This is a genomic window from Mycoplasma paraquilae (genome assembly GCF_048284415.1).
GTDB lineage: Bacteria > Bacillota_I > Bacilli_A > Mycoplasmatales > Metamycoplasmataceae > Mycoplasmopsis.
In genome coordinates this window covers 38,470-51,951 of sequence record NZ_JBLVZU010000004.1, presented here as the reverse complement: position 1 = coordinate 51,951, position 13,482 = coordinate 38,470, and the positions used below count along the sequence as shown (strand labels likewise).

Annotated in this window: 9 protein-coding genes; 8 read left to right on the top strand and 1 reads right to left on the bottom strand. The window is 30.8% G+C overall.

All coding sequences use genetic code 4. The features are described from left to right. The first annotated feature begins 63 nt into the window (after positions 1–63). The 8 genes from uvrB (at position 64) to rsmG (ending at position 12,222) form a co-directional block, all read left to right on the top strand. Positions 64–2,082, top strand: coding sequence for an excinuclease ABC subunit UvrB (gene uvrB / locus ACNQ12_RS02540; RefSeq protein WP_418019314.1), 2,019 nt, complete (start codon positions 64–66; stop codon positions 2,080–2,082). Next, positions 2,075–4,921 carry an excinuclease ABC subunit UvrA gene (uvrA, locus tag ACNQ12_RS02535; RefSeq protein WP_418027418.1) on the top strand — a complete coding sequence of 949 codons (2,847 nt, stop codon included), beginning with the start codon at positions 2,075–2,077 and terminating at the stop codon, positions 4,919–4,921. The genes uvrB and uvrA overlap by 8 nt, the downstream gene beginning before the upstream one ends. Before the next feature lie 62 nt (positions 4,922–4,983). Then, complete coding sequence (gene hprK, locus ACNQ12_RS02530; RefSeq protein WP_416754727.1) at positions 4,984–5,925, top strand: HPr(Ser) kinase/phosphatase; 942 nt, start codon at positions 4,984–4,986, stop codon at positions 5,923–5,925. Beyond that, entirely contained in the window at positions 5,918–6,904 is a 987-nt protein-coding gene (gene lgt, locus ACNQ12_RS02525; protein WP_418019312.1) for a prolipoprotein diacylglyceryl transferase, read from the top strand. Before hprK ends, lgt begins: the two co-directional genes overlap by 8 nt. 48 nt (positions 6,905–6,952) lie before the next feature. Beyond that, the gene (locus ACNQ12_RS02520) at positions 6,953–7,879 is read left to right on the top strand and encodes an NAD(P)/FAD-dependent oxidoreductase (RefSeq protein ID WP_416754725.1); all 927 of its coding nucleotides are present in this window, start codon (positions 6,953–6,955) and stop codon (positions 7,877–7,879) included. Between the two features lie 286 nt (positions 7,880–8,165). Further along, positions 8,166–10,463, top strand: coding sequence for an SGNH/GDSL hydrolase family protein (locus ACNQ12_RS02515; RefSeq protein WP_418037223.1), 2,298 nt, complete (start codon positions 8,166–8,168; stop codon positions 10,461–10,463). 96 nt (positions 10,464–10,559) lie between these two features. Then, positions 10,560–11,546, top strand: coding sequence for a ribose-phosphate pyrophosphokinase (locus ACNQ12_RS02510; protein ID WP_418019513.1), 987 nt, complete (start codon positions 10,560–10,562; stop codon positions 11,544–11,546). After that, positions 11,530–12,222 (top strand): 16S rRNA (guanine(527)-N(7))-methyltransferase RsmG, encoded by a 693-nt coding sequence (gene rsmG, locus ACNQ12_RS02505; protein WP_418037225.1) that lies wholly within the window; start codon positions 11,530–11,532, stop codon positions 12,220–12,222. Before ACNQ12_RS02510 ends, rsmG begins: the two co-directional genes overlap by 17 nt. A 28-nt stretch (positions 12,223–12,250) precedes the next feature. On the opposite strand, the gene ACNQ12_RS02500 is transcribed toward rsmG, so the two are convergent. Then, positions 12,251–13,372, bottom strand: coding sequence for a DnaJ C-terminal domain-containing protein (locus ACNQ12_RS02500; RefSeq protein ID WP_418037227.1), 1,122 nt, complete (start codon positions 13,370–13,372; stop codon positions 12,251–12,253). Positions 13,373–13,482 lie beyond the last annotated feature (110 nt).

Below are 13,482 nucleotides of genomic sequence, written 5' to 3'. Positions count from 1 at the left end.
TAGCTAATATTTGACTTTTTATAATTTTGAGAATTATTATAAAAGAATATAATATAAAGAATTATGGGAATATTTAAATTACATGCAAATTATCAACCTACCGGTGATCAACCTAAAGCTATTCAGCAACTAGTAGATGGTATTAAAAATAATGATCGAGAGCAAGTGCTACAAGGTGTTACTGGTTCAGGGAAAACATTTACGATTGCAAATGTCATCAAGGAGTTTGATCGTCCTGTCATAGTTTTATCACATACCAAAACTTTAGCTTCACAACTATATAGTGAACTAAAAAGTTTCTTTCCTGAGAATGCAGTAGAATACTTTATTTCTTATTTTGATTATTATAGACCTGAAGCTTATATTCCTGCAACTGATGTTTATATCGACAAAGACTCCAAAACTAATGAACAGATAGAAATTTTACGTTTAAGTGCTATTAATTCATTGCTTACAAGAAAAGATGTGATCATTGTAGCTAGTGTCAGTGCTATTTATGGAGCACTTAATCCAGAAGTTTATAAGGATTCATTTTTTAGGTTTTATTTACACCAGCCTATTACGATTAAAGAATTTATAAATAAGTTAATTCAAATTAAATATAATCGCAATGATACCGTTCAAGAAGCTGGTGACTTCACCGTTAAAGGTGATGTTATTTTTGTGCATCCTGCTGATAATGAAGAAGCAGCTGTTAGAATCACATTTTTTGGCGACGAAATTGAAGAAATTGCAATTGTTGATCCACTAACAAAGGAAGTGCAACAAAAACCTAAAATTTACGTTTTATCACCTGGTAATGCATATGCGACAGAAAATTCTATTTATGATGTAATTATTCCCAAAATCAAAGAAGAATTAGATAAAAGCATTGCCAAATTTCAAAAAGAAGGAAAAATACTTGAAGCTTCTCGCCTTTCTCAAAGAATTCAAAACGACATAGATGATATGAAAGAATTTGGTATTTGCAAAGGTATCGAAAACTATTCAATGTATTTGGATGGAAGAGATTTTGGGCAAAGACCATATACAATATTGGACTACTTCCCAAAAGATTCCTTAATGTTTATTGACGAATCTCACAAATTAGTTCCACAAGTTGGTGGGATGTATGCAGGAGATAGAAGTAGAAAAGAAAATCTTGTTAATTATGGTTTTAGATTACCTTCAGCATTAGAAAATAGGCCTTTGAATTTTGAAGAATGAGAAAACAACTTTAATTTTTATAAAGTTTATATTTCTGCAACTCCGCGTGATTATGAATTAAATAAATCGGAAGGAAGAGTTGCAAAATTATTTGTACGCCCAACGGGTCTTGTTGACCCTGAAATAATAATAAAACCTACACATAATCAAATAGAAGATATCTATGATACTCTTATTAAGCAAAGGGAAACTAATTCACGTACTTTAATTTTAACATGGTCTAAAAAACAAGCTGAAACCTTATCTGCCTACTTGCTTGAAAAAGGAATTAAGTCTGCTTATTTACATTCGGACTTTAACACTTTTGTTAGAAATGAGATTTTAAGAAAATTGCGTAAAGGAACTTATGAGGTTGTGGTTGCAATCAACCTATTGCGTGAAGGAATGGATATACCGGAGGTTTCTAAAGTATTGGTACTTGATGCGGATAAAGAAGGATTTATGCGTAATGCAGAAAGTTTGATTCAAATCACAGGTCGTGCAGCTAGAAACGTTAATGGTCAGGCTATTTTCTATGCAGATAAAATAACACCAAGTATGCAAAAATGTATTGAAGATAATTTAGAAAAGCGTACAATGCAACTTGAGTATAATAAGGTGCATAATATTACTCCAAAAACTATAATCAAGCCCATACCTGAGCCTATTCAAGGTCATGATATTAATAATGCTATAGAAGCTATAATTAGTAAAACTCAAGCTAAGGGAAGAATAAATAAAAAAGAAAAGCAACAAGCTATTGATGAAATTCGTAAGCAAATGGAGCAAGCTGCCAAAGAATTAGATTATGAACGCGCTATTGAGTTACGTGATATTTTATTAGAATTGCAAACTGATGAAAAACACAAAATTATAGAGGAGGATTTAAATGAATAAAGAAGATAAATTAGTTATCAAAGGTGCTAGAGAAAATAATCTTAAGAATGTAAATTTAACTATTCCCAAAAATCAGCTAATAGTTTTTACGGGATTGAGTGGTAGTGGAAAAAGTTCACTAGCATTTAACACAATTTATGAAGAAGGACGCCGTAGATATGTAGATTCACTTTCTTCTTATGCTCGAATGTTTTTAGGTGGAACAAAAAAACCTGATGTGGATAAAATTGAAGGACTTTCTCCCTCTATATCTATTGAGCAAAAAACAGTTCATAATAATCCTAGATCAACAGTTGGTACAGTTACTGAAATTTATGATTATTTTAGACTGCTTTTTGCTCGCATTGGTAAACCTTATTGTCCTAATCACAATATTGAAATCAGTTCACAAACAACAAAAGATATATTAAATTCAATTTATAAATTACCAGAAAATTCAAAATTAATTATTTATGCTCCATTAGTAGAGGGTGAAAAAGGAACTCATGCTAATTTATTAGAAAAACTTCGTAAAGATGGTTTTATTAGGGTTAAAATCGATGGCCAATTTTACTTATTGGATGATCAAATTGAATTGGCTAAAAATAATAAACATGATATTGACTTAGTTATAACACGAGTTGTACTTAATGAAGAAAATTACGTCAGAATTGCTGAAGCAATTGATATTGCTTCTGAACATTCTAATGGATTGATTAAAATTGAAGATGTTGAGGCTAAAAAAATTTACTCATTTTCAAAAACGCATTCATGTATCTATAAAGATTTTAATATGCCTAAAATTGAAACTAGACTTTTCTCTTTCAATGCTCCATATGGTATGTGTGAAAATTGCAAAGGACTGGGGGTTGAATTTAAAGCTGATTTTGATGCAATTGTTCCAGAGCCTTGAAGAACAATTAATGAAGGAGCTATCAAATATTTTGAAAATACTATTAACACTTCTAACCTTGAATGGCAAGAATTTGATCAACTTTTATTGCACTATCACATAGATAAAAACACTCCTATTGATGGATTAACACAAGAGGAACGTAATATCATTATGTATGGTTCAATTGAGCCAATTGCTTATGCACTTAAATCTTCATCAAATAATATTATTCGACGCGATCGTATCATAGAAGGCATAGTAACTAAAATTGAAAAATTGTATTACGAAACATCCTCAGATCGTAGACGTGATTACTTAAATAAATACATGGGTTCATTTACATGTTCCGTCTGTTCTGGCTCACGTTTAAATCAAGCAGCAAGGGCTGTTCGTATTGATAACAAAAATATTTATGAATATACATTAATGTCAGTTGAACAATGTTTAGAGAGTGTCCAAGGACTAATAAATAAACTAACTGATCAAGAAAATCAAATTTCAAACCTTATTACTAAAGAATTAATTGATCGTCTTTCGTTCTTAAAAAATGTTGGACTAAATTATTTAACACTTAACCGTAGTGCTGAAACTCTTAGTGGTGGAGAAGCACAAAGAATAAGACTAGCTACACAAATAGGTTCAAATCTAACAGGAGTGCTATATGTATTAGATGAACCATCAATTGGCCTTCACCAAAAAGACAATTTAAAACTTATTAGTACACTGAGAAAAATGGTTGATATAGGTAATACCTTAATTGTTGTTGAACACGATGAGGATACTATGTATTCAGCTGATTATATAGTTGATATTGGTCCAGAAGCAGGAATTCATGGCGGACAAGTTGTTGCCCAAGGGCATTTGGAAGATATTATTTCAAATCCAAATTCAATTACTGGTAAGTACCTATCTCGTGAATGAAATATACCAGTACCACTATCAAGACGAAAAGGTAATAAAACCGAAATTACCATTAAAGGTGCTAGAGAAAACAATTTAAAAAACATAGATGTTACTATTCCACTCGGCATGCTAGTTGGAATTACAGGTGTTTCAGGTTCGGGAAAAAGTACCTTAATAAATGAAATTTTTGTACGTGGTATTCAATATTCACTTGGGTTGCTTGATGGAATTAGTCATAAAAAAGCAAAATTTAGCTCTATTCAAGGATTAAATAACATTGATAAGGTGATTGCAGTAAATCAATCACCAATCGGTAGAACGCCAAGATCAAACCCAGCCACTTATACTGGTGTGTTTGATGACATTCGTGATATATTTGGAAATATTGCGGAATCAAGGGCACGTGGCTATACTAAGTCTCGTTTTAGTTTTAATGTCCCTGGAGGAAGATGTGAAAAATGTAGTGGTGATGGATTTATTAAAATTGAAATGCACTTCTTGCCTGATGTTTTCGTGCCTTGTGACCAATGTGATGGTAAAAGATACAATAGAGAAACACTTGAGATTAGATATCATAACAAAAACATTTCACAAATTTTAGATATGTCCGTTGAGGAAGCATTAGAATTCTTTAAACATAAAGCTAAAATAGTGGATAAATTGCAAATTTTAATGGATGTAGGGCTTGGATATATTCAGCTAGGGCAAATGTCAACCACATTAAGTGGTGGTGAAGCTCAAAGAGTTAAACTAGCAACATATTTACAAAAGAAGCCTACAGGTAAGACTGTTTACGTTCTTGATGAGCCGACAACTGGGCTGCATACTCATGATGTCAAAAAATTAATTTCAATTTTGAACCGCATTGTGGATAATGGTGACACAGTTGTTGTGATTGAACATAATCTTGATGTTATTAAGTCATGTGATCACATAATTGACATGGGGCCTGATGGCGGAATACATGGTGGTCAAGTTGTTGCGCAAGGAACACCTGAGCAGGTTGCTCAAAGTCCAAATAGTTATACTGGTGAATTCTTAGCTAAAATTTTAAAAAATTAATTATCTTATTAAAAATAAGATAATAACTATTATAATTTAATAGATTTTATTTAAGGAATTTTATGAGTAAAGATAAAAAGAAAATGAATGTCAAAAAAATTATTGAATTTTTTGATTTAAATATTATTAATGGAAAAGATGTCGAACTCGAATATAATGATATTTATTTACCGGCAATTAAGCGTGTTGGTTTGGAATTAGCAGAACATTTCGAAAATGATCGTATCTCAAAAAACGTTATTGCTTGAGGAACAGCAGAATCAACTTGATTTAGTTTAATTGGGAAAGCTAAGTCATATGAATCATTAGAATGAGTATTTTCACGTAAGCCACCTATCGTTATTCTCTCAAAAGGTTTTAATAAACCTGCAATTAATTGAGTTATAGATGTTGCAAATAAATATAAAATACCAGTGGCATTGGTACGTATGTCCACATCATATATTTCAACAAATATTGGTTCTTATCTAAATAATTATTTTGGTGAAGTTACACAAGTGCATGGTACTTTAGTACTAATTGGTGGGACAGGAGTACTTATTACAGGTGAATCAGGAATTGGAAAGTCAGAAGCTGCTCTTCAATTAGTGCAACAAGGAAGTGTTTTAATCTCTGATGACGCTGTCTTAATTAAAGATAATGGTAACATTTTTATCGGTTCATCGCCAGAAATGACACGAAACTTTTTAGAAATTAGAGGAATTGGTTTAGTAGATATAACACAATTATATGGTGTTTCTTGCGTTGCTAAATCATCAATTATTGACTTAGTTATTGAATTAGTACGCCAGGAAGGTAAAAATGACTTTGATCGATTAGGGACTGATTATTTAGAATACCCTGTTTTTGGTAGATCTATTAAGAAAATGCAAATTCCAATTAAAGAAGGGGGATCAGCTGCTTCCCTAATTAAAGCTGCTGTCAATACTTATTTGGCTAGAAATGCCGGTATGAATGTGGTTGATATGTTATATGAAAGAGCAGAAAAGGAGACTAATGAATAATAATTTACCTTCATTTTTACCAACAACAGATGCAATAAGAGAAGGTACACCTACAATCTTATTTAGTATCGGTTCTTATCAGATGCACCTGTACTCATTAATGATAATGTTTGGGTTCTTGTTTGCTATTCTTACAGTTTTATTCTATTGATATAAAGAAAAATGAGACTTGAATATTTTGTTTGTGGTAATCATTATCACAGTTCCTGCAGGGATTTTTGGTGGACGTCTTGGGTTCATTATTGAGCGTTTGATTTATAATCCAAGCAATCCTTTTCCGAACTCGCATTGATATGCAATTTGGGAAGGTGGTCTAAGTATTCAAGGAGGGGTTATTTTAGCTGCTCTTCTTGACATTGCTTATTTATATACTAAACGTCAATATGTCGATTTAAGAAAAGCATTTAGTTACATTTTACCTGCTGTTTTAGTTGGGCAATTTGTTGGGCGTTTTGGTAACTATGCAAACCACGAAGTTTATGGAAGAATTGACTGAAGTGGTTATAGTGTAACTTCTTTAGGTTCTACCTTTGCATCAAATATGTATATTTCAGATGCTACAACCGATGCATTAGGGCTTGAAGGAGCTTACAGATATCCGCTCTTTTTATACGAAGGAATAGCTAACTTGGTTGGTTATATTCTTCTTTGCTGAGTATTCAACTATTTTGGTGTCTTTAAACCGGGAGCAACTGGTGCACTATACTTATTATGATATGGTGTGACTCGTGCTGCCATGGAACCTTTAAGAGAAGAATCATATAATCTTTACTCATATGTAGCATTAGTATTTATTATTTTAGGGGTACTACTATTTATTTACTTCCAATTTTTTGGACTAGTAAAATACAGCAAAACTTTAGGCAAATATAGATGAACATATGAAATCAAAAATAAAGAAGAATACAATAATTATGTATATAGAACAAGCTTTAAATACTTAGTATGTAAAGCAAAAACAAAATTATTACATAAATAAAACGCATTTATTTAAATGCTTTTTTTATAAGAAAACAAAGGAGTATATATGAATGAATCATATGATTTAGTAATTATTGGAGGCGGGCCTGCTGGTTTAAATGCAGCACTATATGCCTCTAGAGCAAACCTTTCTGTTGCTTTTGTTGAAAAAAGCACTCCAGGTGGAAAACTTTCTGCTACAAGCAAAGTTGAAAATTGAATAGGAACGGAAATGATTGAGGGGTGACAACTTGCACAAGAATTTTTTGATCACTCCCAAAAATATGGAGCCAAATACATCTATGGAGATGTTGTAGAAGTTAAAAACATAGATACAACTCACAAAGAAATTTATCTAGCTAGTGGACAAATGATTCAAGCCAAAACAATATTAGTTGCTACGGGTATGAAAAATAAAGTGCCAACTTTTATTAAAAACATAGATAAATTTATGAATAGAGGTGTTAGCTTTTGTGCAATCTGTGATGGTCCATTATTTGGGAAGAACCCAACTATGGTACTAGGGGCTGGTAACTCAGCTGTTGAAGAATCAGCTTATCTTTCAAGTATTGCTTCAGAAGTACACTTAGTAATAAAGGGTGGTGACTTTACAGCTGAAAGACGCCTTGTACAAGATTTATATAAACTACCTAATGTTAAAATTCATCGATTCTCACAAGTACTCGAGCTTAAAGGTGATGACTCATTAAAAAGTGCAATTATAAAAGATGAAAACGGAAATGAACAAGAAATCACAATTTCTTCTTTCTTCCCTTATATAGGAATGGAATCAACGGCTTGATTCTTACAAGATTTGGACATTCTTGATTCTAAGGGATTCATTATAACTGATGAAAATATGCAAACTAAAGTTCCTGGTATTTTTGCTGCTGGGGATATTAGAGTAAAAGAGATTCGCCAAATTATTACTGCAGCAAGCGATGGTGCAATTGCTGCTAAGAAAATTGTTGATCTTGTAAACACTGAAAAATAAGGGGAACTTTTTAATAATTAAATGTGGGTATTTCCACATTTTTGTTATTTTTTAAATGAATTAAAGTATAGTGCTAAAGGAATAATATGATTTTTAGAATATTCAGTATTTAAACAATGTTAATGTTATATGTGCAATTATATTTATTTTAATTTAAAAAAATATATTAAACTTATGAAGTTGTATTTCATATAAAAACAAATACACAATAAATAAACAACAATAAAAATAAATTCCAATCCTTTCTAAAAAACTTCTTTTTGTATAATTTAATTAAAGGATAAAGATGAATAAAAAGGATTTAATAGTCAGATTATTAGAAATGATGGGAAAAGTACTTTCTGACAAAATTGAAAGCGAAAAAGCTCAGCTTCGTAATGAAATAAGCCAAAAGTATTTAAACGACTTAGAACAAGATATAAATGACTTAAATAAGCAATATTCCGCAAATATTATCAAACCTGATAAGCCGATATTTTATGTCGCACTAGGGGATTCGATTTCTGCTGGTTTTGATGGCTTTATTGATAAGGATTATCCAGGACAATTTATTAATGGTAAAGTCGTAAATGGGTGCTCTCTTCCCTCTTATTTTGCTGAGATCTTAGAAAAAACTAATAAATTAGTTCATTTTTCTAATTATGCAGTTTCAGGAACTAGTATTACAGATTGAATTAATTTTTTAGAAAAAGATGAAAGCAGGATTGAGCAAAATAATATAGTCCAAAGTGTTTTATCCAAAGAAGGATATACCCACAGTGAAGTTATTTCAGATATTAAGCAAGCGAATTTAATCACCATTACAATTGGTGCTATGGATTTTTTTTATTTAGTTTTTTGATATATTTTCAACAATAAAACTCAAGAACTTTTAGACAGTATCGAAACTCAAGATGGATATCAAATCTTTAGCAATTACTTAAAAGAAGGTTACGATAGCATCATGGATATAGCAACAAATTCGCTCAAAGAGTTTGTAAATAGCATTAAAAAATTTGCAGCTCCTGATGCAAATATTAATCTCATTGCATATCCTGTTCCATTTTTAATGCTACAAAATGCATTACAAGAACACATATTTAAACTAGATAATATTTCTTCATCAGAAACTAATGTTCTAGAAAGCCTTATTGGACTTCTTAATAATAACTTAAAGACAATTAGCTATCAGTCAGGATGAAATTATGTGTCACTTTATAATAATGACTATTGGCACAAACATGCCAACGAAATGAGCGCTATATATTATGATATTCATCCTAGCTATATAGCATATAAAAAGATGGCTATGGACTTATATATTAAATTATCTACCAAGCAGGTAAATATTCATAATTTGAATGAATACGACTTTAATAAAATTTATTGATTGTCTGATTATCGTTTTTATCAATACCAAATAGAGCAATACCCAAACTTGGTAGAAATATTTGGACCAAATACTCAGGATTATTTAAATAATTTAAATGAATTCGATAGAAACATGATTCCACGCAGAAACTATAAAAATTATCCGTTACGTTTATCACAATTCACAGGATGGATTCTGGCAAGCTCAACTAAAATTTCTCGCAACATATTTAATACTGACTTATATGCAAAATTGGATCCAGACAGATTGCTGATTAAATATATTGAACAACATACTAATATTGATACATTAATTAATCAGATTATGCAATCAGGAATTAAATCTGACCTACTTTCAGATGTACTAAATAATTTGCAAGAAGAACTGTACAATTTAGTTCATGTGCAAGAAATAACTAGCGATGATATTTTTAAAGTTATTTTTAGTATTTTTAGAGATAAAAATTTAATTCTAAAATCAATTTATGCACTATTAAATTCCAGTCTAATCCAATATGATAAAGAACAATTTATCAAGATAATGAAGGTAATTATTTATAACCTTTCTGTTTACATTTCTCCTAAAGCCATTAACCTAATTTCAAATTTAGCTATATCAACCTCAAAAGAATTTAATTGAAATTATGAAGTTGAAATATCACAATTGAAAAAGGAACTAAAAGAAGAGCCACAAATTAATGTATTTACTAATGATATTCCAACATTAATTTTAATTGCGCTTGAACAACTAATCAGACATAGTGATCAATTGACATCATATGATGAATTATTAAATGTTTTAACTAATAGCCCCAACAATAAGCATTATACGCGTTTATATACAGACTTATCATGATATATTTTAAAATGAGTTAGATTATGATTTGCACAAAAACCTTTAAAAGAAATTACTTTTACTCTTGCATATAAATGAGTAATTAATGAAACAGTAAGCAAGGTTGCAAGCAAGGAATTGAATCAACTATTTGAAAATATTTTACACCTTATGCTCGCTGATGAAAACTTGTTAAAAGCTTTAATGTTTATTAATTCAGCAATTAAAGTAATGAGTAAGGAATTATTAAAAACTAAAGACTATAAGCAATTTACTATTAATTTAAAACATAAACTTTTATCTAATTATAAGGTATTAAAATACTTAATTTTTATCTTTGCTAAACTCAATTGAAAAGATAAAAAAGCTTTACTAAAAATTTTATGATTTATTAGGTAATCTCATCCAAGCATTTCGCTTGGATTTTTAATTTATTTAAAAAATAGGTTGAAAAAAACTGTAAAATTCAAATGAATTAAATTAAAGAGGTTTTAAATGAATAAAAAAGAAACTGTTATTTTTGGAATGAAAAATGCCCAAAAATTAGCACAAACAATTTCAGACCTAATTGGAATTCCACTATCTGAAATTAACCGTACAGTTTATGCTGATGGGGAAGTTATGATTGGAGCTGCAGACACTGTTAGAGATAAAGATGTTTTTATTATTGCCAGCACATCACGACCTGTAAATGATAATATTATGGAACTGTTGCTATTTATTGACTCATTGAAACGTGCTAGCGCCAGAAGCATTAATGTTTGTCTGAGCTATTATGGTTATGCGCGTCAAGATAGAAAAGTGAGTGGGAGACAACCTATTGGAGCTAAACTCGTTGCTAATTTATTGCAAACTGCCGGAGTGACAAAATTAACTTGTGTTGATTTGCATAATCCTTCTATCCAAGGATTTTTCGATATTCCGGTTGATGATTTAAGAGGACAATATCCTCTAGCAATGGCTCTTAAAAAATTAAACACATCATTTACAGTTGTTTCTCCTGATCATGGAGGAACAGTTAGAGCAAGAAAACTTGCTGAATTAATTGCTAACACTGTTAAAATTTGTATTATTGACAAAAGACGTACAGGTGTCAATCAAACTGAAGTTATGGGAATTATAGGAAATATTGAAGGTCAAAATGCTGTAATCGTTGATGATATTATTGACACGGGTGGAACCATAATTAAAGCAGCTGATACTTTAAAAGAGCATGGAGCAAAGCGTATTATTGTCATGGCTACACATGGTATTTTTACTAAAGGATTTGAAGTATTTGAAAATAACCCCAACATAGAAAAAGTTATAGTTACTGATAGTATAGATAATGCTGAATTTCTTGAAAAATATACTAAATTAGAAATTGTTTCTCTTGGTGATTTTTTAGGGAGAGTAATAAATGCTACATTAGAAGGAAGCTCAATTACTAGCGTGTACCAACAAATGAAAGAGGAAATAAACAAATATGGACAAAATAACTAAAAAAGAAAAAGTCCAACAATTATGTAATAAAAATGGTTGAGAATTTGCATTATTTGTAAAATATGTAGATTTAATCGAAGAAAAAAATAAAGTTATGAACCTCACTGGCTTTACCGGTGATCGTCTGTGAGAAGAAGGTATTTTAGAATCGCTTTATTTCATGGAAGAAATTACTAAAGGATTACATAAAGGAGAAATTTTAGATATAGGAGCAGGGGCAGGGTTTCCATCTATACCATATGTTTTAACAAAACCTGATAATCATGTTACTATCTATGAACCAATTGGAAAAAGGGTTAATTTCTTAAACGAAGTAATTGATAGTTTAAAATTGCAAGACTATGTTACTGTTTACAAAATGCGTTCAGAAGAACAAAAAGAAAAGAATTTATTTGGCATAGTTACAGCCCGCGCTGTAGCTGATGTTCGAGCTCTACTGATGTCTTCATTTCATTTAGTTAAAGTTAATGGTAATATGGCACTTTTAAAGGGAATAAAAGTTCATGATGAATTAAAGGAAGCTGGTGAAATATTAAGCAAACTAGACTGTACAATAGATTTAAAAGAATTTATTAATTCAGATGTTAAGCGTGATAATTTTATCCTTACATTTACTAAAAAACGTTCAACGCCAAAAGAATTTCCTTACTTATGGAAAGACATAAAGAAAAAATAGAGATTACTCTCTATTTTTTTATGCTGTTTTAGGCCATATTTACTTTGTTTACAAATTTTTCATTTGAATTATCATTTACAGTTCCAATAGTTTCAATAATAGCTTTTCGATCTTTTCGATCAAGGTCAGGAATTATAACTCTTAAATTAAGTCTTAAATCACCTTGTGAACCTTTGTATCTAACCCCTTTTTGTGGAATTTTAATAGTTTTTTCATCGGTATAGCTCTTTTTTAATTTAATTGAAACATCTCCTCACGGAGTTGGAACTTTGGCGCTATTTTCTAACATTATATCAATGAATGATACCGGAAAGTCTAGTTCAAGATCTAACCCTTCTCTGCGGTAATATGGATGGTTTTGAACTTGAACATGAATTAGCATATCACCTGGCTCACCACCATTGTTTCCTGGTGCTCCATAACCAGCAAGCTTAAGTGTTAACCCTGTATTTGCCCCTTCTGGAACCTTGATTGTAACAGTTTTTTGCACTTTTAAATATTTTTCACCACGGCAATGTACACATTTATTCTTAACTATTTTTCCGGTACCTGAACATAAACGACATGGTTCTTGAACCATTTGTTGTCCGAAAAATCCATTAACAACTTTTGTTGTAAAACCTTGTCCTTTACAATCACTACATGTTGAAATATCACTTGAGCTTTCTGCTCCAGTTCCACCACAATGTAAGCATAATTCTCATTTGTCAAGTTTTTGCTTTATTGTTGTTCCATGAATAGCATCCATGAACGAAACATTTAATACTGAATTATAATCATCTCCATTTTGCTTCATTGAGCGGGAAGTTCTTCTTCTTCCTCCTCCGAATCCACCAAAAATGTTTTCAAAAATATCTTGAAAATCACCAGCATTAAAACCACTAGACTGATATTGCCCGTTAAATCCACCGGCACCTGCATATCCTTTTCCATTAGCTGCATCAGCCCCATGCATATCATATATTTTTCTTTTTTCGGGATCAGAAAGGATTTGATATGCTTCATTTAACTCCTTCATTTTTTCGTCTCCAGATCCGTCTTTAAGCTTATCAGGGTGATATTGCATTGCAAGCTTTCTATATGCTGTTTTAATTTCTTTTTCAGTAGCTGTTTTTTCTACTCCAAGTATTTTGTAATAATCTTTTTCCATAATGTTTTATATTTTAGCATATTTTTACTCTATTTGCTAATTTTTTATAAAAATAAGTTATAATTTTTTTTATTTTAATATTAAAATTTATAAAAAAGGAGAATAAAGCA